We start from the raw sequence: 23525 nt of genomic DNA, 5'->3' as shown, positions 1-23525 counted from the left end.
AAAAAAACCCGCTGCTGAAAAGAATGTTTCCTTTTGATGCTCGATACACTATGAAGAGGTGATCTAAAGATGATAACCATTAGTTTATGTATGATTGTGAAAAATGAAGAGGAGGTTTTGGCTGACTGCCTGTCTTCTGTTCAAGACATTGTAGATGAGATGATCATTGTTGATACAGGATCAACGGATCAAACAAAGGACATTGCTCACTCCTTTTCAGCAAAGGTACTCGACTTTGAATGGGTCCAGCATTTTGCAAAAGCACGCAATTTCGCATTTTCCCATGCGACTAAAGAGTATATCTTATGGCTGGATGCCGACGATGTCCTACTTGAAGAGGACCAGCAAAAACTTCTTCAGCTCAAACAGACGCTTGATCCCGCAGTAGATGCCGTCTCGATGTTTTACCATGTTGGATTTAGTGAGGACGGTCAGGTGAATTTTAAATATAGAAGAAATCGGCTCGTCAAGCGTGCCTTGAACTTTCAGTGGTATGGGGCCGTTCATGAGTTTCTTCAGGTGTATGGCAACATCTTACCGGCTGATATCGCCGTCACCCATCAAAAGCGTAAGAAAACAACCGCTGGAGAGCCTGGACGCAATCTGCGCATTTATGAAAACATGCTTGCAAAAGGCGAAGAGATGACGCCTCGCGATCTCTTTTACTTCGCTAATGAATTACGAGATCACAAGCAGCATGTGAAAGCGATTCGTTTTTATCACAAATTTTTAGCCACAAAACAATGCTGGATTGAGGATGAAATTCGCACATGCCAAAATTTAGCTGACTGCTATTATGCAGTGGGTTTTGAGGAAGCCGCCTTATCCTCCTTATTGCGATCCTTCTTATATGATCAGCCCCGTCCAGAATTTTGCTGCCGGATTGGGGATCATTTCAAAGCACAAAATAAATACAAAGCGGCCATCTATTGGTATGAGCAGGCACTGAAGGCACCTGAAATCGAAACAGCCTTTACACTGACACAATATAAAACATGGTATCCTCACCTTCAGCTTTGCTATTGTTATTATCAGCTCGGTGATTTGGCTCAAGCCAAAACCCATCATCTTGCATCCTCAGCCCATTACCCAACCCATCCGAGTGTGCTGTACAACGAAAAAATATTTGCTGAACAAACGTAAATCTCCTGTTATCACATCCGCCTGTCACATGCCGGCGGATGTCTTTTGATACACATTAGCCTTTTGTGACATTTAATACTTTAGCGATTTAAAGCGTTTTTCAACCAATTGACTAAATTGTCATTTACGCATATACTAACATTCGTCTTACGAAAAGATTTATCCATTAGGAGGTCAACATGAGTTCTTTATTTAGAAAAAAGTCTCTCGATCAGCTCATGCTTGAAAGTCAAACGAAGCGGCTGAGCCGTTCTTTGAATACATTTGATTTAATCTTGCTTGGCATTGGCTGTGTGGTCGGGACTGGAATTTTTGTGATAACGGGGGTTGCGGCTGCGAAAGATGCGGGACCTGCGATTATTATATCTTTTATTTTGGCTGCGATCGCATGCGCCCTTGCTGCTTTTTGCTACGCTGAATTTTCCTCGTCCATTCCAGTGTCAGGAAGTGTCTATACGTATTCTTACGCAACACTTGGAGAATTCCTCGCCTTTTTAATGGGCTGGGATTTAATGCTTGAATATGTTGTTGCGCTCTCTGCTGTGGCAAGCGGATGGTCATCCTATTTTCAATCACTGCTCAGTGGATTTGGTCTGCACATACCGAAGGCTTTATCGGCTGCACCCGGAGCCGCTGATGGGGCCATCTTTAACCTGCCAGGCGCACTCATTATTTTACTCATTACCTTTATTGTCTCAAGAGGCGTAAAAGAGAGCACAAAGCTGAATAACATCATTGTGCTCATCAAAATTGCCATTGTCCTCCTCTTTATCATTTCAGGCTTTGCTTACGTTAAACCTGAAAATTGGACACCTTTTATGCCAATGGGCTTCCATGGCGTGATTGCTGGAGCGGCAACTGTCTTTTTTGCTTACCTTGGATTTGATGCAATCGCTAATGCATCAGAAGAAGTCAAAAACCCGCAAAAAGCGATGCCGATCGGAATCATCGGTGCGCTCGGCGTTTGTACGATTTTATACATCGGGGTTTCATTTGTCTTAACAGGCATGGTTCACTACACGAAGCTGAATGTCAGTGACCCTGTCGCTTTTGCGCTTCAAGTGGTTGGCCTGAATAGTGTCGCTGGTATTATATCGGCAGGTGCTATTATCGGGATTACGACCGTGTTAATTGCACTTGTCTACGCTCAGGTGCGTTTAACCTTTGCTATGAGCCGAGATGGACTCATGCCGAAAATCTTTTCAAACGTTCATCCAAAATCGAAGACACCGGTTGCCAACACTTGGCTGACAGGCGCTGTTGCGGCATGTATCGTTGGATTCGTCAACTTATCAACACTTGCTAATTTAGTCAGCATCGGTACACTTGCGGCCTTTACGGTGATCTCGATCGCTGTGATCATACTCCGGAAAAAACATCCGAATATGAAGACAGCGTTTAAAGTACCCTTTGTCCCTGTCCTTCCCATCATTAGTGCGGTCATTTGTATGATATTGGCTGCCACACTGAAATGGGAGACATGGCGAGCCTTCCTCATCTGGGTAGCCATTGGTGTCGTTGTGTATTTTACCTACGCAAGACGAAAAAGCCATCTGAATCAAACACAATAGAAAAGAGACACGGGGAATCCCGGTCTCTTTTTTGTTTAAATCACACTGTTTTTCACTGAATTCGAATCCACCATATCTGGATCGAGTACGCTTGAAATTGGAATGACAAGCGGTGAACAATCTCCATTGTCCTCACCAAAACCCTGGTTCAATTTCATCGAGAGAAAATAATCGATCTGCTGATAAGGTCCTAGCGTCAGTGATGCCCCCCGATCCATTGCATTGATTTTAAAAGCACCGACATTGACGACTGAGGGTGAGAATAACATCACACATCACTTCCTTGGAATAGGTTTAGCTGCTGGCGAAAAAGAGGCAGGTGAGTCCACTTGATCTCGATCATCTACATGGCTCTTTGTTCCGACAAAACCGCTAGCATCTCCAAAATTCTGTCCGTACCCCTGATTTTTTTTATCTGAGTTTTGCCACTCTGCTAACAAATTTTGTCCGACATTCACCGCCGACGCATTTTCAAAGGAATTAATTTTTAACATGAAAATATTAATATTGATATACGGAGTTGGTTGAACCACAGATAAACCTCCTTTTTATAGGTATATGCGAGCACCCATCAAGTATGTTAACAGGAGGTCTTCACATGGACTTCGAAAAAATGAAGCAGTGGATGGACATTGCCCAGCAAATGCATGGAGATGATTTTTGGAAAATGATATTCGATGATGAGCAAAGATCTCCCTTTATGGCAAATGGTCCGTCTCCATTTACATTCTCGCAGCAAGATCAGCGAGGAACAGATGCATCGTTTCCACCAGTCGACATTGTGGAAACCCCTACTGAATTTCAGTACTTAATTTATCTGCCTGGCTACCGGAAGGAAGATGTTCAGGTGCTGTCATATGGTGAATATTTGGTTGTGAAAGGACAGCGTTTTTCCTTTTTTAACGAACAGGATTTTCGCCAAAAACAAGGAAAGTATGGTCCGTTTGAAAGAAAAATTCGGCTCCCAGATATGATTCTTGGTCAAATGAATGCGGCCTTTAAAGACGGCGTGCTATACATTCGCCTGCAAAAGGATGAAGGAAAAGCAACTGCGATAATCATAGATGACGAATATTGATACTGACTGCGTCTATTAGATCACGATCATCAATCGTTTCAATCGGCAAGATCGTGATCACGCTATCGGCATTTTGTTCACCAAAACCATTGTTTCTTTTGATCGTCGAGCAGTGATTTCGTACGATCGTTGAACCGAATGTCATCGAGGACCCTGTACCAATCGTATTCGTTTTCATATGGGTAATCTGAATGCGTGTAGGCAGCATGCACTTCTCCCCTTTCATGTATCTCTATAAGTATATACCGGGCAGCTTTTCCATAGACTAGAGCAAGGCGAAAGAAAAGGTTGTGGTCCACTTGAAACATTTCATTCAATCACTCTTTAAAAAAACCGAAGCCAGTCCATCTCCATCTGTCGTCGAGCTGGAAAAAAGACTCACCGCTCTTGAGCAGAAAATGTCTGCACCTGCTCCGCCTGTCTCGGAGGATACGCACATTCACATTGAATCACTGCATGTGGACAAAATTGACTACCATTTAGAGTTTGGTGAGCTTTCCATTGATCAGCTTAAAGGCAGACTCAACATTGGGGCCACCTATTACACGCCAAAGGACCCGCACCTCAAAAAGGCAGCTTCAGTACCGAAGCCAAAAGAAACAAAAACACCAAAAGTCTCCATTCGATCAAAGTCTTCATCTCAGCACGACAGGAAGCCAGAAATAAACCGCAAGCACAATCGCTACAATACTGATCACATTTAGCCAAAAGCCAGCCTTGACCATATCAGATATTTTCAGTACGTCCGCACTAAAGACAGCCGCATTTGGCGGTGTGGAAATTGGCAACATAAACGCACATGAGGAAGCTAACGCAGCCGCAGCCATTAAGCCGTACGGCTCCATGCCAATTGCAAGTCCAAGCCCGACTGTAATTGGAATGATCATGTTCGCAACTGCTGTATTAGACATAATTTCGGTCATAAATAAAATAGAAGCCGTTAAAATAATTAGCAGCATGAGGTACGACAGCCCATTTAAATGCTGTAAATTTTCCCCGATCCATCCTGTTAGATTCGTTTCCGCAAATCCTGTAGCGAGCGAAAGCCCGCCTCCAAACAAAAGCAAAAGCCCCCATGGCAACTGCTTCATATCCTGCCATTCTAGTATTCTCTCTCCATTTGTCGCTGGAATGAGAAATAACAGCATCGCCCCAAAGATTGCGATCGACGTATCCGAGACAGGAAGCCCGCCAAACAAAAAGATTTTAAAAATCCATAAAAAAGCCGTCATAAGAAAAATAGCAAAAACCCATTTTTCTTCTTGTTTCATTTTGCCTAAATCCTCTAAACCCTTCCGTATAAACGCTGCTCCCATTTCCCCTGTGTGCTCTACCTTGAACTGTATCTTGGTCAAATACAGAAATAAGAGAATGAGCAGAACAGCCGCCACCGGAAAACCAAACAAAAACCATTCAAAAAACATAATTTCTCGATCTAACAGCTTTTTTGACATCGCTGCAAAAACAGCATTTGGCACAGACCCAACGAGTGTCGCCAGTCCGCCAATAGAGGCTGAATAAGCGACCGATAATAGGATGCTTTTGCTGAATCGGTCAAGAGATGCACCAGACAAAATATCGTTCGCCTTCACCTCTTTAATCACAGCCAGTGCCACAGGCAGCATCATCAGTGCTGTGGCTGCATTTGAAATCCACATAGATAAAAAGGCCGTTGCCATCATAACCCCTAATACAATGCGGTCACTTCTTGTGCCAATGATGTTTAAAATATGTAAGGCCATTCTTCTATGTAAATTCCATTTTTCAATAGCAATGGCAATCATAAATCCGCCCATGTACATAAAAACAATCGGGTCTCCATAAGCTCTTGATGTTTGCTCCATCGATAGCCCGCCAAGTGTTGGCAAAAGGATGATGGGCAATAAAGAGGTAGCCGGTATAGGCAAAGCTTCTGTGACCCACCATGTCGCAGTCCAAGCCGTAACGCCCAGTACCACTCTTGGTGCATAGGTCAATTCACTTTCTGGAATGAGCAAAAAAATAAGCAAAAAGAAGATCGGTCCAAGAACAAGTCCAGTTAGATTCACTTTTTTATAAACGATCACAATTCCTCCTTCATGAAAACGTTTTTAATTTTTTCTAATTTTTCACATTCGATGATCACATAAAAAATCCTTTAAATCATAAGAAAAAATGAAGAGATCCTTAAGCAGCAACTGTGTCTTGCTTCATATTTCCACTTCATGTCTTGGTCTATATTCATAGGAGAAACTATACAAATCCTACACAGTAACTGTAAACTATAGAGGATCTAATCAAAAATTGAGGTGTTTTCATTGTATACAGATCAACGAAAATCATTTTGGAAACAGAAAAAAGTCATCATTCCCCTTCTTAGCATCATCGCGATTGCTGCTGCTCTCTTTTTCTTAAAAGATACGCTTTTCTCAAAAGAAAAAGAGGCGCTGAAAGCCGCTGAATCCTTTACGAAACATCTGGAGAAAAAAGAATTCACAAAATTGGCAAATGAGGTCACAAGCGGCTCTCTGAAAGCCAATGACTTTTCTAAAAAACAACTTGCCGAAAAATACGATCATATCTTTAGCGGCATCGGTGCGAATGATCTAAACGTCTCAAACGTCAACGTAGAAAAACAGGACAAAGGAAATGGGTATCAATTTACCTATGAAGTCACGATGAAAACGTCACTTGGAAAACTGAACAAACTCTCTTACAAGGGCGTTCTCTCCGAAGAGGATAACGAGTGGAAAGTAGACTGGAAACCAAATCTCATCTTCCCGCAAATGGAAAAGGGTGACACCATCAAAGTGACAACGGATCCAGCGGTACGCGGAAATATTGTAGATCGAAAAGGGCGCACGTTAGCAGAAACAACTGGTGGACACGCACTTGGCATCATCCCTGGAAAGCTCGGGACAGACACGGAAAAAGAAAGCAACATCAAAAAAATCAGCAGCGCTTTTGATATAGATGAAGAGCTGATTCAAAATCAGCTGAAACAAGCATGGGTCACAGATGATACATTTGTCCCGCTAAAGTCTATGTTAGAGCAAAAGCCGATTCCAAAAGACATAAATGGCGTCACCTATCAAACGAAGGAAATGCGCTACTATCCTTATAACGAAGCCGCTGCTCATCTGACAGGCTATGTGGGAAAAGCAAATGCGGATGATATCAAAAGAAATCCAGCCTTAAAGGCGGATCAAATCATCGGCAAAACCGGCCTTGAATTCACATTTGACAAGAACTTAAGAGGACAAGATGGCGGAAGCATCCTCATTATCCATGATGAAACAGGTATTGAAGAAACATTACAAAAAACAAACCGAAAAGACGGGAAAACCGTCAAGCTGACCATTGATGCATCTTTGCAGAAAAAAGCCTATCAACAGCTGAAAGGTGAAAAAGGGGCTGTCACCATTATGAACCCATCATCAGGTGATTTATTAGCGCTTGTTAGCACCCCTTCTTACGATGTCAATTTAATGACCAACGGGATCACGCCTAAACAATATCAAGCATACAGTGAAAATCCTGATCTCCCATTCCAAGCTCGATATGCGAGCAGATATGCACCAGGATCTACATTCAAAACCATTACAGCAGCGATTGGACTGGAAACAGGTGTCACAAAACCTAATAAAGTGCGCACCATTCATGGACTGAAATGGCAAAAGGATCAATCATGGGGAAATTATCGCATTACACGGGTTCATGACAAAGAACAAGTCAATATGGTCGATGCCCTCGTGTACTCAGATAATATTTATTTTGGACAGGAAGCCCTTGAAATCGGCAAAGATACTTACGAGAAAAAAGTGAAAACATTTGGGTTTGGTGATGATTTAAACATGCCGTTTACAATGAAGCCAGCACAAGTGTCTAACGACGGGATCCAATCAGACATCTTACTTGCCGACTCAGCATATGGCCAAGGAGAATTACTCATGTCTCCAATTGAACAAGTACATGCCTATTCTCCATTTGCAACAGGAGGAAAGCTTGTGTACCCTCGAGTCATTCAGGATGAAAAAACAGCATCACCAAAACAGATCATCAAAGAAGATACAGCAAATACGGTGAAGGATGCACTAACTCAAGTCGTCACCAATTCAAACGGAACCGCTCACTCGTTGCAAATAAAAGGGGCTGATATAGCCGCTAAAACCGGAACAGCGGAACTAAAGAGCAAACAAGGTGCGACAGACGGTACTGAAAATGGATTTTTACTTGCGTTTAATCCTAAAAAAGAAGATTACGTCCTCGTCGGCATGATTGAAGGTGTGAAAAACCGTGGAGGCAGTGGACTTGTCATTCAAAAAATGAAGCCTGTCATCGCTTCTTTCTATAAATAACCCTTAAGAGACACACGCTCCATCAAGCGCATGTGTCTCTTTTTTTCTAAATCATGACAATTTGCTATTGTTTTATAGTTCACCTTATGAATAAAATGAGGAGAATGAAAAAAAGAAAACAAGTTGAATGAAAGGAGGAAGTCTCATTGGCTATTGCTGCTCAAACAAAGAATAAACCTCAAAAAGCGGTCACCGGTTCAACGGTTTATCCTATTTTATTGATTATTGGTATTTGCCATATGCTCAACGATACATTGCAAGCCGTGATTCCTGCCATGTTCCCTATTTTAGAACGCTCAATGGGGCTGACCTTTACTCAATTAGGGCTGATCGCCTTTACATTAAATATGGTCTCCTCTGTCATGCAGCCTGCGATCGGGTGGTACACAGATAAACGGCCGATGCCCTATGCACTGCCTATCGCATTATTTTCAAGTGCTGTCGGCATTTTCGGCCTTGCGTTTGCGCCATCATTTGCGACCATCCTACTGTGCGTCGTCTTTATTGGACTCGGCTCTGCGATTTTCCATCCAGAGGGCTCACGGGTTGCCAACATGGCAGCTGGTCCTAGACGCGGTCTTGCTCAATCTATCTATCAAGTCGGTGGAAATACAGGTCAAGCCTTTGCTCCGCTAATCGCTGCATTAATGCTCGTCCCTCTCGGTCAGCCAGGTGTGGCTTGGTTTACGATTGTTGGAATGATTGCTGTCGGTTTCCTTCTCTATATTTCGAGATGGTACGCAAGAAAGCTTCAAACCATTCGAGCACAAGCGAAAAAAGCGCCTGCAAAAGCAGCAAGATCTGAACTTCACCGCAAGTCAGCGCTCACAGCACTTGGCATTATCGTCTTTCTTATTTTCGCGCGTTCTTGGTATGGAAATGCGATCTCGAATTTCTATGCGTTTTATGCGATTGAACAATATGGTTTGACGATTAAGGAATCACAAACTTATATTTTCTTATTTCTTATATTGGGTGCGATTGGGACATTTTTAGGCGGGCCGCTTGCAGACCGCTTCGGCAAGAAAACCGTCATTTTAATTTCTTTATTAGCATCCTTTCCGCTTGCCCTGCTTCTCCCATTTGCCGGACCAGTTTTTGCTTATGTTTTACTTGGACTCATTGGGATCATTCTGACCTCAAGCTTCTCTGTCACCGTGGTCTATGCCCAAGAACTATTTCCCGGGAAAATTGGCACAATGTCTGGTTTAACTGTTGGGCTTGCGTTTGGTATGGGAGCGATTGGATCCGTTGCCCTCGGCTCATTAATTGATGCAGTCGGTTTAACGCCTACCATGATCGGTGTCGCCTTTTTACCGATATTAGGCATCCTAGCCTTCTTACTGCCAAGCGATCAGACCATAGCCAAATGGAATGAATCATAAAAGGTAAAAACCGCTCAATAAATGAGCGGTTTTTTCATATCTCATAAAAATGCGTGTCCGGAACATGCTTCTTTGCAATAAACCCCTGCTGAAAGTCTGGAAAGACCTTTTGCACCTGTTTAATTTTCAGATGAATCAAATCAGCATACGGAATATACAAATGATCTACAAGAGTGTGTTCTGTCATATAGTAATACCAATTCAGATTAAAGGTATTTTCATCAATGATCGTAAAGGCAGAAAAATGATAGAACAGCAGTGGACATTCGTCGAGATACATATCTCCTTTCACAACGGATAGCTTATAGTTTTCAATATTCCAAATCGCTGCATTGGCACCTTTAGATGCCACCACATGGACACCCTCAAAATCATCGACCCATCTTTCAACATACCGCTGATCACCATATGTCTTTTTTTCCGTATCCATTTCTACTGTACAGTGCGCAATGCAGTTCTCTTTCCACTGCGTCACAGCCCGTTTGGCCACATCTGTGTTTCGACAGCCTACAAACCCAGTATTAAAACGGCCGGATAATTCATAAAAGTGATAGAATCGCTTGGAATTCATATGATCTGTCAAAAATACATGAGCGAGTGGATTTTCTGCAAATATCGCCTCTGGATCATGATAAAAATACAAATCCGTATCCAAATGAGCGAGATAATCTGCATCAGAGGACTCAAGAATTTTGAGTAGAAACGCAGGCTTAAGCGTCCAGCAATACTCATGGAACGTACGATCCGCCTTTGCTTTTCGCAGCGAATCATCTTCCACATCTTCAAGCTGTTCATATTGGACATGTGGATGAGGAAACTGACTTAACACCTTGTAAGCCAAAGGATCAGCACATAAGACAGAAAGTTTGTATGATTGAGCCGTCTGCTCAAGTGAATGAATCAGCGCCAGCAGCTTAAATACATGGGTATTCGACACAATGGTTGTGAAATGATAGGATGCCATCTACAACACATCCACTTGGAACAAGTCAACATGCAGCAGCTCTTTTGTGAGCCCTTGAATGGCCTCGGCCAGCACCGTGCATCCATGTTCCTGCTTGGCAAGCTGAGCCGCCTCTGACAGCTTTTTCAAAGGGAAATGCTTTGCCGTCAGCACGTCCTTTTGATCACGTTTAATGCCCACATTCCGCTCTGTGATCATATGAAGCAGCTCCAAAAAATAAGCGAGCAGATCATCATATGCTTCATTCTTACGCAGCTGGCGAATGTCTTTCACGATATCATTTGTCACGGTATGAGAAAATGGTCCAGAGAAAGCCAGATGAACATCAATCGAATCAATATTGTTGTACTTCTCGCACATATACAAAATGTTATATTTGATGTCATCGAATGACGTTAAATTACTTGGATGTTCCTGATGCACACTTAAAATATCCTCACGCAGCTCAAATGAGAGGCCAAGCTGATGCAGACGAATGCCTAAATCATAATCCTCAAACCCGTATCGAACGATTTTTTCATCAAACATCCCTAGTTCCATGACATGCTTTCGCTTGACGGAAGAGTTATTTGTGATAAAAAATCGCCACGGCAATTGATAAGAACTTAAATCATAGTCGTACGTGCTTAAAATGTCTTTCAGGATATCAATAAATTCGGACTGCAAGTCGAAGCTTCTCTCTAGAAATGCGCCGCTTTTCACTTCCTCCATCGACACAAGAGACGTTTTGTCTTTCATTTTCCGCTGATACAGCCCTTGTTTTTTTAATCGTTTCACATGATCTTGATCAAAACCGGTGTAAAAATAACGGTAGATTCGCTTCCAGCAAACACCGCAAATGACAAGATCCTCATGATCAGCATGTGCCTCTGCGTGTTTTTGAATAAATTGCGGCTCTGCCAGCATATCGCTGTCATGGAATATTAAGAGGTCTCCCTCTGCCTCACGAATGGCATGATTGCGCCCCTTGGCAATTCCTTGATTGACAGGAATACGCACCTTTTTGAATGGAAAGTTCACCTCAATGTTTTCGAGCATTTCCATCGTGCCGTCTGTTGACCCATTATCAGCAACAATGACCTCAAATGGAATATCGGTTTCCTGAAGCGTTAAGGAAAAGAGGCTCCCTTCTAAACGCTCTTTCGCATTATAACTCGGAATAATGACGCTGACCTTCGGCTTTTCATTCATGCGCCATCCTCCTCCAGTTTGGCATAGCCGTTAAACATCGGATTGACTTGTTCTACCGATTCAATCACATGACGCAGCACTTCCCGATAGGCTTCTTGGAAAAATGGCAAGTCATCTCTTCCTTTTTCATGGATTTGCTGCATATCATCTTTGCTTAAGATCCGAAAACCACTGAAATGATAGCAAATGAGTGGGCTTCCATCCTCAAGCAAAATACGTCCATTCTCTTCCTGATAAGAATGCTGGCCATAATTCCAGTGACCAATATTCACACCCTTTGTTTGAATATCTTCTACTTTTTCAAACAGCATCGGCATATGATCCAAATACCCTTGATCGCCAAATTTCCCCTCTCCAGGCGCATTTTTGCATTCTTTTAGACATTCTTCTTTCCACCAGCTCAGGCACTTCCGGCCGGCTTCATCTCCTTTAAAATGCAGGAAGCCTGAGTTATAACGCCCTAAAAGTTTCTGAAGCATCTTCACTTCCTCTGGATCAAAGCTTGGAATGACAATATCCCCTCTTGATAGAAGCACAGAGGCATCAGGCTGGTTTTGAAAAATCACTTGTGGACTCTCATAAAAGAACAAATCCGCATCTAGATACGTCACTTCCTCCGCCTGGTCCTGCTTAAATAGCCACTCAATCCAAATCGGTTTTAATGTCCAGCAATATTCCGAATCATTTCGTTCCTTTTTGATCTCTAGAAGCTCCGGCGTTTCAAGCTCACGCACATGAACAAGATCAACATGCGGGAAATTCATTTGATGAAGCAAATCAAATGCAGCATCATCCATACATAACGTTTTGATGACAGCATCATCTTCTACTTGCTTCAACGATAAGAAAAACGCAATGGCTTGATAAAGTCTTCCACTTGATAGAACCGTACAATATATGCTGTTCATCTGTATACACCTCTATTTTTGAAAGAATTCGCGATACCATTCAATTGTCTTTTCTAACCCTTCATCAATGGAGTAATCAGGCTTCCAATCAAGCAGCTTTCTCGCCTTTTCTGCTGATAAATATTGATGCTTAATCTCATGCGTTCCTTGATTCAAAATACGAGGTTTTAATTCACTGCCCATCGCCTTTAAGATTTTATCAACGAGCTCAAGCACGGTCAGCTGAATTTCATTACTAAAGTTAAATGCTTCTCCTGCAAGCCCTTTTTCCTCCATTTTTTCAGCTAGCAGTAAATAAGCCTTGACCGCATCTTCAATATAGAAATAATCACGGATAAAGGTACCGTCACTTCTAATTTCTGGCGCCTTTCCCTCTAACACAAGCTGGATGGTTTGCGGAATGATTCGGTTAAAATTCAAATCCCCGCCTCCATATAAATTACCGCAGCGCGTAATACAAACCGGAAGACCATATGTGTTGTAGTACGTGTGAGAAATTAAATCTGCACAGCTTTTTGACACATCATATGGGTGCTTACCGTTAAGCGGCATGTCTTCATCATAAGGAAGCTGTTCTTGATCTCCGTATGCTTTATCACTCGATGCCACAATCACTCGTTTGATAAGCGGCTGCCTTCTGCACGCCTCCAGCACATTCCATGTTCCTAAAATATTGGCTTCAAATGTAGAGACCGGGTGACGATTTGCGACCCCAACAATCGCTTGGGCGGCCAAATGAAAGACTGTATCAATCTCATATTCTCCTAACGCACGTTCTATCGTTTGCATGTCCTCAAGTGCGCCTTGGACGACATTCATCTTTTCAAATTGACTGCCTTGATATAAGTTTGATCTTGGCACCTGATCACGTACAAGCCCTGTTACGTTTGCTCCTTGATCAATCAATTCCTTGACGAGGTAACTCCCTAACAATCCCGTACACCCGGTCACAAATACGTTTTTCCCATTCCAAAATCCGCTCATGCTGTCACCAAACCTTCCATGGTTGTTTTCCATCTGCCCACATGCCGTTGATTTCTTTCAAGTTTTTATACGTATCAATTGCTGTCCAAAATCCGTGGTGCTCATAGACTGCTAGCTCTCCTTCATTCGCCAAGTTCTGAAGAGGCTCTGCTTCGAACACACATTGATCATCATCTGTTAAATAATCAAAAACCTTTGGAGACAACACAAAAAATCCTCCATTGATCATCCCGATACTGTCTGTCTTCTCAGAGAAGGATTGTGCCATCCCGTTATACACCTTCAGCGTGCCGTACTGTGATTTCTTTTCAATTCCTGTGACAGTGGCAGCTGCTCCAAGCTCTTGATGGCGCTTGAGCAAATGAAACATATTGATATTGGCAAGTCCGTCCCCGTACGTCATCATAAATGTCTCATCACCAATATAATCCTGTGCCTGCTTTAACCGCCCGCCTGTCATTGTATCCTCACCCGTATCTAAAAAGGTGATTTTCCAATTCTCCGACTTCCCTAAAAGCTTCATTTCCCCTGTCGACATATCCAGCTGCATGCTGTGATGCCGCCAGTCGTAGTTGAGAAAATACTCTTTGATTTTCTCTCCTTTATATCCAAGCAATAAGATAAACTCGTCTACACCGTAATACTGATAGATTTTCATAATATGCCATAGAATAGGCCGGTCTCCGATCATAGCAAGTGGTTTAGGAAGCGCTTGTGTGACCTCACTCATTCTCGTTCCCTTTCCTCCGCAGAGAATGACTGCTTTCATCTTCTCCCCTCATCTCTCTATGAAAATTTTTGATTGAAAACCCTATCTTCATGCGGAAAATCAGTACATGTACCCTTATACTTTGTCCGACATCAGGTTTTGAATCTACTCTATTCATATGTCGGAATAAGAGAGGGTGCCACCTAGCATTTAACTATTTTTACAAACAAAAAAGAGCGAGATTTGCATTCTCGCTCTTTCAAAGTTTAAATTGTATATTTTCAGGGTAGATGGTATGATAAACATGTGCATATACAGCACAAACAGCCTCTTTCGATAAAGAGACTACTAGATTGAATGAACTCAAGTGGCAGCTTGCTTCATTCTTAATATGAATCACGGAGGTGAATTCCCATGGCACAAAATGTACTTTGTGAAGTGAACTCTTGCCGTTTTTGGGCTGACAACAGCTGTACAGCTTCTACCATTAAAATTGGTAAAAGCACAATGACTGACGTGACTCGCAATGCTGAAACGGATTGCGAAACATTTGAAACAAAATAATACATGATTTTCTGAGATGAAGGAACTGGCAGGTTCCTTCTTTTCTTTTATCATTCTATCAAGAATGATAATTATTATCAAGCGTTTTTCACGAAACATTTCTCGGGAAATAATGACACGATATTTCTCCATTCGTTGACGTTTTTCACTCCTTTTTCTATACTCAACATATCCAAAGAAGAAAAAGTGGTGACCCATCAGTGGATTTTACGATACGATTTCTATCATTCTATGTGGTTGAAATAGAAGGCAAAGAAGAACAAGCAAATAAACGGTTTAAACATTACCAAACATTAAACCAAGAAGAATTTGAACAAAGTGAGCTGAAAGACTTTCTAGACGGTGAGCTTAAAAAAATCGTCAAACGAAAAGTGGACAGACACCCTAAGTCTGAGCAAGTACCGACTAAAATTGGCCGATTTATTGTAGAACCCGGGCATGAACTCGATTCAAATCCAAACTACAATTTATTTCATCAGACGAGATTTGCAGATACAAAAGAAGTATTTAACGAATGCAGTGAACAATTTGTTCGCACCTATTTAGATACAAGTGCTGTCAGAGGCGGCGTGTTTTTGGTTGCATCTGCGGTTCCTAAAAAATATTTCGATGACTCTTTTGTCTTTATCATGAAATGCGATTTTGAACAGAAAGTCGCTTCTATTGCTGATACATCTACCTTGATCAAAAAAGTAGAAATGGCGATTACAACAAAAAACATGAAATCGATTCAATACCCGTTCATGCCAGAAGAGGGCATGACAGAGGAAGCCGAAGTGAAAATTCACCAATCCTCACACGCTCGTTATTTTGAAGACTTTCTAAAATTCGTCGAATACGGGGAATCGATGCCTGAAATCATGAAATCACAGGTCATGAATATGGTGCAGGAACATGTATTTGAAACATTTCAGGATGAAAGTGAAGAATTAAAACAATTTGAAGAGGACCTTGAAATATGGGAAGCAAGTGAAAAACGGGAGATTCGGGAAACACTCGATACAGAACAGGTCACGCTAGCCGCTTCACACATTGTTGAACAAACCCCTGATATCACGATGAAGATGCGTCTAGGCGAAACAGAAATTAAAGGACTTTTAGCCGACTTCGGCCACTCGATTCATATCGCAAAGGTCAACAATCGATATGTCGTGCTCGTTGAAGCAGATCAAATTGTATTTGAAAAAGGAAGCACACCTGTTGAATTCCATAAACCCAATGGCTTGAAAGAGGTCGTCAGCCAACTCACGCAAAAAGCCTATGATTCAGACTTAGAATAAGAGAATATGACTGCCTCCTGCGATCAGCTGCATGAGGCAGTTTTTTATATAACGCTTTATTTTTTACACTGCACTAGAAGAAACATGCTGCCCGCTTTTTATCCACATGCTGACGAGCATTAAACTTATGATAAGCATCAGCCAAAAGACGCTGTTTGTTCCGAAAAACTGGATCAACGTATACCCACACAAAGGTCCTAAAGCAGCCCCCATATCTTGAACAAAAGAATAGCTGGCGAGAAAGCGGTTCTTATCTGTTTGAGCAGAAGCTTTTTGAAAGGCAAGTGTATCGGTGAACGTTGTGACAATTGTTGCCATTAGTTGAATCAAAAGCAGCATCAATAGGAACCAGCCGCTTACCTTCAGCATGATCACAAGAAAACTGAGCCCTCCAAATGAAAGAAACATCCAGCATAACATTCGTTCCTTCATCACAAGACGATCAAACCATTTGCCCGTTCTCGGTGCGAGAAATGGTTCCCATCCCCACCTGAGTGCTTGAATAACACCGCTTAAAGCCGAAGCTCCGATGACAAAGCCAAACAGAGTCAATTCATCTTGGTCAATCTTTGCTTCAATGACATGACTCAGCGTGGATGCGAATAAACCTTGGATGATCAGTGCGATCAGCATGCCTGTTATCAGTACTTTTACCACATCTCGTGTAAACCACTTCTGTTTGATGCCATGATACACCTGCGTGCCTTCTCTCTTTTCAATTTCATTCAACGATACATAAAAAATGCAGCCCATTAATGTGAGTAAGCCAAAGACAAGCGTCATGGACTGAAAACCGATCAAGCTGGCAAGGATTCCACCAAATAACATGCCAAATAAACTGCCAAGCCGGTAAAGCCCATTATAAAGACCCGTCAAATGTCCTTGTGAGCCTTCGTCCATTTCAGCCAAGACCCTCATCCCACTCATACGGAGTAACGTCCAAGCGAGACCCCATGCACAGCGGCAAATCAATAGCAGCCAAAATCCACTCATACCATATAATATCGTGGTCACTGACGCGATCATAATTGCGATCAGTACACCGGTCTTCATTGGGATATATCGATAAAGCCACCATACGACAGGTGCTAGCGGGATACGAATGAATCGGTTGATAGACAGCAGTAACCCCACCTCCCAAATGGATGATAAACCAATCTCTTTCCAATAGACCGGGAGAACAATATAGAGCATTGAATCCCCAATAAGGGCAAATGCTGTGATGAGCGAAATTGACACAACTTGCTTTTGACGACGATCCATTTTTTCTTCCCCCTTCGCTACCTTTACGATAAGGGATACCTTATAATAAATCTAATGAATGTTTTTGATTGAATCATCAAAATAATTGATAGGCGGTGCAAAGATGAATTTACATGCCCTCCGTATTTTTGCAAAGGTAGCCGAAACAAAAAGTGTCACACAAACGGCAGACGTGCTGTCTTTGACGCAGCCGGCTGTGACAGCACAATTACGAAGCATTGAACGAGAGATCGGCTTTCGTCTTTTCAAACGAAACGGCCGGGGGATTACACTGACAGAGATGGGAAAGATCCTGTATCCATATGCCCGGCAAGTATTCGAGGCGGAAAAAGAAGTAGAATATCAGATCACCCTTCTGCAAAACGGAAAAAAAGGAAGACTCAGAATTGCTTCTACCTACGTACCACTTAACTTTTTGCTGCCTGATTGGCTTGCCTCTTTTAAAACATCATCGCCACAGACAGACATTGAATTAAAAAGCGGAAACTCCGCTCAAGTGATCGAAAGCCTGCTTCAATATCAATCAGATGTGGCGATTGCTGTAATTGAAGATCTGCACCACGAAGATCTTCACACCTCTCACTTAACTGATTTAAGTTATGACTTTATCGTGCCTGTGGATCACCCGTTAAATGGACAAACCGTCCCCCTAGAACGCCTAAGCCATGAACCCTTTTTAATGCGTGAAGAAGGCAGTTCGACGAGAGACAAACTTTTTTCCCTTTTTACCGCTAAAGGAATTAAAAAACCGACCGTTGATTTACAATTCAGTGGTGTCCACGAAGCCATTCAAATGATCAAAGCTGGCTATGGCATTACCCTTGTTCCTCGTGACGCCGTTCAGCGAAGCTTAGAACGCGGAGAAATTGGGTGCGTGTATATCGAAGGAATTGACATTATCAGACCTGTTGTGGTCTGCAAACGGGCGAATGACCTTGAGGAAAATAGGACGGTACATGCTTTTTTGCAAATGAAAGACATTGGTCCCTTTACACCACCTGCTTCCAATTAAAAAAAGTGCCTGCTTCAGCAACAGGCACTTTTTTCTATTCGGATGGCTGAACAAGATCAAATGGGACCGCCTTTGAGGCTATCACTAATTGTTCTGGTGTGATGAGGATTTCATTTCCCCATTCTCCTGCTCCAACGCCTAATATCTCTTCTTCTAATAGCGATGCTTCGATAATCGTGCGGAACCCTTCAGGTTGCCAACAAAATGGCGGAATAGAGCCAATCCGATAGCCCGTCACTTCAAGCACCGTGTCAGGTGAAGCCATTTTGATATTACGAGAGCCGGCGGCTTTCTTTAGTTTCCCTGATTTGATGTGCTGGTCAGCACCAACCATCACAAGCAGCTGCTCCCCTTCCCCTGTTTCAAAGATCAATGTTTTGATCATTTGTCTTTCTCTAAAACCAAGAGCTGCCGCTACATTCGCTGCGCCCTTCTCTGTGTCGGCAGAAAATGTTTTGATGTCATACGGGATGCCATGCTTGTCCAAAAAGTCATGTGCTGGTAATTTTTTCAATGGATTGAACCCCTTTCCTTACGATGTTCTTTCATTTAGCTTATCACAATTCTCTCAACCTTAAGATGTATTTTTCAATGGAAAACCTCTGCACACTTCGCCAACATGCTATACTGAACTTGTTTTTGAAAAGGAGTCGGTTGGATATGGGAAATAAGTTTTGGTGTTATACAGGCAGTAAAAGCCTTCTCATGCTAAGTGATATTCTATTTTTGATGACAGTCACATTGGTTATTTATCAAGATACACAATCTGTCGCCTATGCGGCTGTATTTCCGCTCATAAGAACACTATGTCAGCTATTGGCTGGGCTCCTCTCTCCTGTTTTGACAGAACTCTTTCAAGCCAAGCGTCTATTGAAATGGGTCCCTCTTTTACGTATTGGAATGCTCGTCGTATTCACGACCCAATTTGATTTCTTTCAGCAGCACCTGATCTGGCTGTTTAGTGCATTCGTTTTGATTTCCATCACAGGCGGGTTCATCAGCCCTTTATTACAGGCCATCATGCCGATGCTTGTGCCAGAAAATCAGCTTGTGAAAGCGAACAGTACAGCCTCCGTTTTTTATCAATCTGTTCAAATCGCCGGCTATTCGTTTACTGGAATGCTCGTCCTGTTGATTGGTCCATCTTATTTAATGTGGGCCTCTTGTTTCATGATTGTGTTGTCCTATCTATTGATCCTCCCTGTTTTTTCTCTACTCAAGCAAGAAGACACGGTTCAAAAAGAAAATAAGATGAACGGGTTCAAGGATGGCTGGAAGATCATTTGGACAAACAAAACGGTTCGCATCCTGACTTTCATGGATGTTTGTGAAAATATTGCAGGTGCTTTGTGGGTCGGACCGGTTACGCTTGCCTTTGTCACACTTGTTTTAAAGGAAGGTGCGGAATGGTGGGGATATATCAATGCCGCATATTATATAGGTGCCATTATAGGTGGACTCATGGCCGCATGGCTAAGTCAGTTTATTCAAAAACAACTTCTCCTCTTTATGGCAGCGGGCTCTTTTATTTATGCAGTGCTGACGATCCTATTTTCGCTAAACAGCCTGCCATGGCTTGCATTGCTGCTTTGTATTTTAATGGGGCCTGCCTATCAAATTCGGGATGTTTCGCAGCAAACCATTCTCCAAACGGAAACGCCAGTCCATGAGTTATCAAAGGTGTATTCGGCTCAATACGTTCTCTCTTCTATGTCTGTCAGTTTATCTATTTTCTTTGTTGGATTAATTGCGGATACATTCGGAGCGAGATTTGTGTATTTGTTAGGCGGACTGTTTGTACTCATCTGCTCAAGCATTGCCATCACCGCTTTCATGATGCAGAAAAAAAGAGCAGCTGTTTGAGGCAGCGGCTCTTTTACTTTTCTTTTAACATCGCAAACATGTCACGCGCCATTGCTTCTAGGATATACACAACGGGTGTCTGTGTAGTGATGTTGGCTCTATGGACTCGTTCATCTGTGACGTAATAAGCAATATTTAAGTCAGAAATACGAGAAATTGTACAGTGCTGATTGTTTGTAATACTAATGATCGTGCTGCCTTCTCTTTTAAGTTTCGAAATATGATCAATCGTAATACTGTTCTCTCCTGATACAGACAGCACAATGGTGACACTATTGTCTAAATACTGCATATTCATCGGGAAAAACGGATCGTTGATGTAAAACGAAAATTTCTCCAGACTTGAAAAGTACCTTGCCCCATACTGCGCCAAAATACCAGAACTGCCTGTCCCAATAAACAGCACATTCTTTGCATCCGCAATGAGCTTCGCTGCCTCTTTAATCTTTTCCTCAAAATCTCCTTTAAGTGTCCGTTCGATAAATTCATACAGGAAATGCTGCGTGCTTTTCAAAGAAGGTGTTTGTTCTGCTTCTAAATACATTTTGAGCTTCACCTTAAATTCTGAAAAGCCTTCACAATTCACTTTTCGACAAAAGCGAAGGACAGATGAGGTCGATATATGTGCGGCATCTGCCAAATCACGAATTCTCATATAGACGACTTTTTCACTATTTTCCATAATGTATCGGTATAAAGCGCTTTCTAGTTCATTAAAGCTGGAAATGACCTCACTTGAAAACATCTGACTTCCCCTTTCTCCAATAACATGACACAACACGTTTCTTTTATGTAACAAATCTCTAAATAGGGCACCCTTGCCTAAAGACGCTGAAACCGTTTACGCACAAGGTACTCTCACGATAAGCTATAGATGTACAAACAAATGATAAAAGATTGATTCACTCTATTATAACATTGTGCGTTACATTATTCGGAGGTGCAGAACATGGCAAAAGGATTAAAGGTTGTCACAATCGGCGGAGGATCAAGCTATACACCAGAACTTGTCGAAGGATTCATTAAACGGTACGAGGAATTTCCAATAAGCGAACTTTGGCTCGTCGATATCGAAGCAGGTAAAGAAAAGCTTGAGATCGTTGGAAATCTTGCAAAACGTATGGTGAAAAAAGCGGGACTTCCAATCGAGGTTCATTTAACTTTAGATCGCCGGAAAGCACTGGTAGACGCTGATTTCGTCACAACACAATTCCGCGTCGGATTACTGGAAGCACGTATGAAGGATGAACGCATTCCTTTAAAATATGATGTCATTGGTCAAGAAACAAACGGTCCAGGCGGTCTATTCAAGGGTCTGCGCACCATCCCTGTCATTCTTGAGATTGTGAAAGATATTGAAGAATTATGCCCGGATGCTTGGCTTGTGAATTTCACCAATCCTGCTGGTATGGTCACAGAAGCCGTACTTCGCTATTCAAACCACCGCAAAGTCGTTGGCTTATGTAACGTACCAATCGGTATTCGCATGGGCATCGCCAAAGGGCTTGATGTCGATGCAAGCAGAGTCGAAGTCAGCTTTGCTGGATTAAACCATATGGTATTTGGACTGAACGTGTTCTTAGATGGCAAAAGCATCATGGATCAAGTGATCGAAGACATGGCAGATCCAAACTCCACCATGTCCATGAACAACATTCAAGCGATTCCGTGGGATGCAGATTTCTTAAAAGGGCTTGGTGTGATTCCTTGTCCGTACCACCGCTACTATTACAAAACAAGTGATATGCTGGCTGAAGAGAAAAAAGCAGCAGCGAATGAGGGAACTCGTGCAGAAGTCGTCCGTGCACTAGAAAATGACCTGTTCGAGCTTTACAAAGATCCTGATCTTGATATTAAGCCGCCACAGCTTGAAAAACGAGGCGGTGCTTACTACAGTGATGCAGCATGTAACTTGATCGCATCCATTTATAACGACAAGCATGACATTCAGCCTGTAAACACAATCAACAATGGCGCCATCAGTGACATTCCAAATGATTCTGCCGTTGAACTGAACTGTGTCATCACAAAAGACGGCCCAAAACCAATCGCTGTTGGTGAAATGCCGGTCGCTGTCAAAGGACTTATTTCTCAAATTAAATCCTTTGAACGTGTAGCCGCTGAAGCAGCCGTGACAGGCGACTACAACACAGCTCTTGTTGCCATGACCATCAATCCGCTCGTCCCATCAGATGCTGTTGCAAAAAGCATCCTAGATGAAATGCTAGAAGCACACAAAGAATATCTGCCACAGTTTTTCAATAAAGTAGAAGCATAAAAAGAAGCCGCACTTGTCAAAAGTGCGGTTTTCTTATTTCCCGGCAAACAACTGATCCATCTGAGCACGGTCATAGTCTAAGAGCCAGTGCTGTAAACCTTCATAAACTGGATGCAGATGTTCTGGATCTGCCGCAATAAGATCACAGCCTCGATCATCATATAAGTGGAAAATCATCTGTTTTGAGAGATTGATGAGATAAATGTCATAACCAAGCTTTCCTTTCAAGATTTGATTCGGTTTGTAGAAATCCTCTTGGCATATGGCTTGTAGAAGCGGGCGCAATCGAATATCTTGCAGCTGACACTTGAGTGTAAATCTCTCTATTTTCATTGTTTCTTCTAGTTTTGATTGTACATAAGTCAAACGCTCGTAACGCAATCGGTGACGCACTTGCCGGTCGGCATATTTTTGATAAACTAGGAGCTTTTGCTTCGTTAATTCATGTTCATGCTGCGTATAGACATCCGTGACAAGTAGAATATCGTCTTCTGGATCAAAAGCATATCTGACAATTTTTAAAGCCCGATCGCCTGCTTTTTCTAATACAACCGATTCTTCTCCTAATGACCAATCTGCCACTTCAAAGCGAAGACCAAAAGGCCACCCATAAAAAAGAGGCGGCGTGAGGACAAGATCAGGAAAATGACTTTTTAAAAAACGATTGGTTTGATCGCTCATGTCATGTCCTTCCAGTGGTTTTATTTCTTATTTTACCGTTGAAACTGATGGAAATTCAATTGGAAATAAACTGTCATTTCTTATATGATAGAAAGAGATGGAGGTGTGACCAATTGAAAAAATGGTTTTTACAGGTGTTCCTCACCGCATTGATCACGATGTGGATACAGACTGGACTTGATCAGGCGAACATCATTCATATCACCAATGTATGGGTCGATGTCAGCAGCTGGATCCTAATCTTCTTTGTCATCTACGCACTTTTTGAATGGACTGCTCACGTCTTAGCAAAACGGAAAATCGCTCATCGCTGA

The 23525-nt window shown here is 42.3% G+C and carries 25 protein-coding genes; 12 read left to right on the top strand and 13 right to left on the bottom strand.

The window, feature by feature from the left end; translation table 11 throughout:
* Window positions 1–69 precede the first annotated feature (69 nt).
* Both MHH31_RS03585 and MHH31_RS03580 read left to right on the top strand, forming a co-directional pair.
* Window positions 70–1143, top strand: coding sequence for a glycosyltransferase family 2 protein (locus MHH31_RS03585; RefSeq protein WP_024718596.1), 1074 nt, complete (start codon window positions 70–72; stop codon window positions 1141–1143).
* A gap of 179 nt (window positions 1144–1322) precedes the next feature.
* A complete protein-coding gene (locus MHH31_RS03580; protein WP_008344176.1) occupies window positions 1323–2714 on the top strand; it encodes an amino acid permease in 1392 nt (463 codons plus the stop codon).
* A gap of 35 nt (window positions 2715–2749) precedes the next feature.
* Here MHH31_RS03580 and MHH31_RS03575 read toward each other — a convergent pair whose 3' ends face one another.
* A complete protein-coding gene (locus tag MHH31_RS03575; protein ID WP_008344178.1) occupies window positions 2750–2983 on the bottom strand; it encodes a hypothetical protein in 234 nt (77 codons plus the stop codon).
* Between the two features lie 6 nt (window positions 2984–2989).
* On the bottom strand, window positions 2990–3247 hold the full coding sequence (locus MHH31_RS03570; RefSeq protein WP_008344180.1) for a hypothetical protein: 258 nt from the start codon (window positions 3245–3247) through the stop codon (window positions 2990–2992).
* Window positions 3248–3312: 65 nt separating this feature from the next.
* Here MHH31_RS03570 and MHH31_RS03565 point away from each other — a divergent pair, with 65 nt between their 5' ends.
* On the top strand, window positions 3313–3792 hold the full coding sequence (locus MHH31_RS03565) for an Hsp20/alpha crystallin family protein (protein ID WP_008344182.1): 480 nt from the start codon (window positions 3313–3315) through the stop codon (window positions 3790–3792).
* Here the strand turns inward: MHH31_RS03565 and MHH31_RS03560 are convergent.
* On the bottom strand, window positions 3773–4000 hold the full coding sequence (locus MHH31_RS03560; protein ID WP_142154338.1) for a hypothetical protein: 228 nt from the start codon (window positions 3998–4000) through the stop codon (window positions 3773–3775). The two genes, MHH31_RS03565 and MHH31_RS03560, sit on opposite strands and share 20 nt — an antisense overlap.
* 91 nt (window positions 4001–4091) lie before the next feature.
* Between MHH31_RS03560 and MHH31_RS03555 the strand changes: the two genes are divergently transcribed.
* Window positions 4092–4496: a hypothetical protein gene (locus tag MHH31_RS03555; protein WP_056705609.1), complete on the top strand. Its 405-nt coding sequence runs from the start codon at window positions 4092–4094 to the stop codon at window positions 4494–4496.
* Here MHH31_RS03555 and MHH31_RS03550 read toward each other — a convergent pair.
* Window positions 4428–5858, bottom strand: a complete 1431-nt coding sequence (locus tag MHH31_RS03550) for a DASS family sodium-coupled anion symporter (protein WP_024718600.1) — start codon at window positions 5856–5858, stop codon at window positions 4428–4430. The two genes, MHH31_RS03555 and MHH31_RS03550, sit on opposite strands and share 69 nt — an antisense overlap.
* Window positions 5859–6089: 231 nt before the next feature.
* Here MHH31_RS03550 and MHH31_RS03545 point away from each other — a divergent pair, with 231 nt between their 5' ends.
* Window positions 6090–8129 (top strand): penicillin-binding transpeptidase domain-containing protein, encoded by a 2040-nt coding sequence (locus MHH31_RS03545; protein ID WP_342495290.1) that lies wholly within the window; start codon window positions 6090–6092, stop codon window positions 8127–8129.
* A gap of 146 nt (window positions 8130–8275) precedes the next feature.
* Window positions 8276–9514, top strand: a complete 1239-nt coding sequence (locus MHH31_RS03540) for an MFS transporter (protein WP_056408120.1) — start codon at window positions 8276–8278, stop codon at window positions 9512–9514.
* Between the two features lie 34 nt (window positions 9515–9548).
* On the opposite strand, the gene MHH31_RS03535 is transcribed toward MHH31_RS03540, so the two are convergent.
* Genes MHH31_RS03535 through rfbF form a run of 5 tightly spaced genes read right to left on the bottom strand, consistent with a single transcriptional unit; the run spans window position 9549 to window position 14330 of the window.
* A complete protein-coding gene (locus MHH31_RS03535; RefSeq protein ID WP_024718603.1) occupies window positions 9549–10478 on the bottom strand; it encodes a putative nucleotide-diphospho-sugar transferase in 930 nt (309 codons plus the stop codon).
* Complete coding sequence (locus MHH31_RS03530; RefSeq protein ID WP_342495289.1) at window positions 10479–11669, bottom strand: glycosyltransferase family 2 protein; 1191 nt, start codon at window positions 11667–11669, stop codon at window positions 10479–10481.
* Window positions 11666–12577: a putative nucleotide-diphospho-sugar transferase gene (locus MHH31_RS03525; RefSeq protein WP_171465072.1), complete on the bottom strand. Its 912-nt coding sequence runs from the start codon at window positions 12575–12577 to the stop codon at window positions 11666–11668. Before MHH31_RS03525 ends, MHH31_RS03530 begins: the two co-directional genes overlap by 4 nt.
* A gap of 12 nt (window positions 12578–12589) precedes the next feature.
* Window positions 12590–13561, bottom strand: coding sequence for a GDP-mannose 4,6-dehydratase (locus tag MHH31_RS03520; RefSeq protein WP_025092661.1), 972 nt, complete (start codon window positions 13559–13561; stop codon window positions 12590–12592).
* Between the two features lie 4 nt (window positions 13562–13565).
* A complete protein-coding gene (gene rfbF, locus MHH31_RS03515) occupies window positions 13566–14330 on the bottom strand; it encodes a glucose-1-phosphate cytidylyltransferase (RefSeq protein ID WP_342495288.1) in 765 nt (254 codons plus the stop codon).
* Window positions 14331–14684: 354 nt separating this feature from the next.
* On the opposite strand from rfbF, the gene MHH31_RS03510 reads away from it, so the two are divergent.
* A complete protein-coding gene (locus tag MHH31_RS03510) occupies window positions 14685–14834 on the top strand; it encodes a DUF1540 domain-containing protein (RefSeq protein WP_008344201.1) in 150 nt (49 codons plus the stop codon).
* 200 nt (window positions 14835–15034) lie between these two features.
* Window positions 15035–16114 carry a DUF3900 domain-containing protein gene (locus MHH31_RS03505; protein WP_039168562.1) on the top strand — a complete coding sequence of 360 codons (1080 nt, stop codon included), beginning with the start codon at window positions 15035–15037 and terminating at the stop codon, window positions 16112–16114.
* 63 nt (window positions 16115–16177) lie between these two features.
* Here MHH31_RS03505 and MHH31_RS03500 read toward each other — a convergent pair whose 3' ends face one another.
* Window positions 16178–17377, bottom strand: a complete 1200-nt coding sequence (locus MHH31_RS03500) for an MFS transporter (RefSeq protein ID WP_342495287.1) — start codon at window positions 17375–17377, stop codon at window positions 16178–16180.
* A gap of 103 nt (window positions 17378–17480) precedes the next feature.
* Between MHH31_RS03500 and MHH31_RS03495 the strand changes: the two genes are divergently transcribed.
* Window positions 17481–18389, top strand: a complete 909-nt coding sequence (locus tag MHH31_RS03495) for a LysR family transcriptional regulator (protein ID WP_342495286.1) — start codon at window positions 17481–17483, stop codon at window positions 18387–18389.
* A gap of 34 nt (window positions 18390–18423) precedes the next feature.
* Here the strand turns inward: MHH31_RS03495 and MHH31_RS03490 are convergent, their stop codons facing one another.
* Complete coding sequence (locus MHH31_RS03490) at window positions 18424–18903, bottom strand: YbaK/EbsC family protein (protein ID WP_017360428.1); 480 nt, start codon at window positions 18901–18903, stop codon at window positions 18424–18426.
* 146 nt (window positions 18904–19049) lie between these two features.
* On the opposite strand from MHH31_RS03490, the gene MHH31_RS03485 reads away from it, so the two are divergent.
* Window positions 19050–20252 (top strand): MFS transporter, encoded by a 1203-nt coding sequence (locus tag MHH31_RS03485; RefSeq protein WP_342495285.1) that lies wholly within the window; start codon window positions 19050–19052, stop codon window positions 20250–20252.
* 13 nt (window positions 20253–20265) lie between these two features.
* Here the strand turns inward: MHH31_RS03485 and MHH31_RS03480 are convergent, their stop codons facing one another.
* Window positions 20266–20997, bottom strand: a complete 732-nt coding sequence (locus MHH31_RS03480) for a MurR/RpiR family transcriptional regulator (RefSeq protein WP_017366780.1) — start codon at window positions 20995–20997, stop codon at window positions 20266–20268.
* Between the two features lie 204 nt (window positions 20998–21201).
* Between MHH31_RS03480 and MHH31_RS03475 the strand changes: the two genes are divergently transcribed.
* On the top strand, window positions 21202–22530 hold the full coding sequence (locus MHH31_RS03475) for a 6-phospho-beta-glucosidase (protein ID WP_342495284.1): 1329 nt from the start codon (window positions 21202–21204) through the stop codon (window positions 22528–22530).
* A 33-nt stretch (window positions 22531–22563) separates the two neighbouring features.
* Here the strand turns inward: MHH31_RS03475 and MHH31_RS03470 are convergent, their stop codons facing one another.
* The gene (locus MHH31_RS03470; RefSeq protein WP_342495283.1) at window positions 22564–23211 is read right to left on the bottom strand and encodes a DUF3885 domain-containing protein; all 648 of its coding nucleotides are present in this window, start codon (window positions 23209–23211) and stop codon (window positions 22564–22566) included.
* A gap of 113 nt (window positions 23212–23324) precedes the next feature.
* Between MHH31_RS03470 and MHH31_RS03465 the strand changes: the two genes are divergently transcribed.
* The gene (locus MHH31_RS03465; protein WP_025206887.1) at window positions 23325–23525 is read left to right on the top strand and encodes a hypothetical protein; all 201 of its coding nucleotides are present in this window, start codon (window positions 23325–23327) and stop codon (window positions 23523–23525) included.

The sequence above is a fragment of the Bacillus sp. FSL K6-1033 genome (assembly GCF_038630765.1).
Taxonomy (GTDB): Bacteria; Bacillota; Bacilli; order Bacillales; family Bacillaceae; genus Bacillus; species Bacillus altitudinis.
This window is presented reverse-complemented; position numbering and strand designations above follow the sequence as displayed.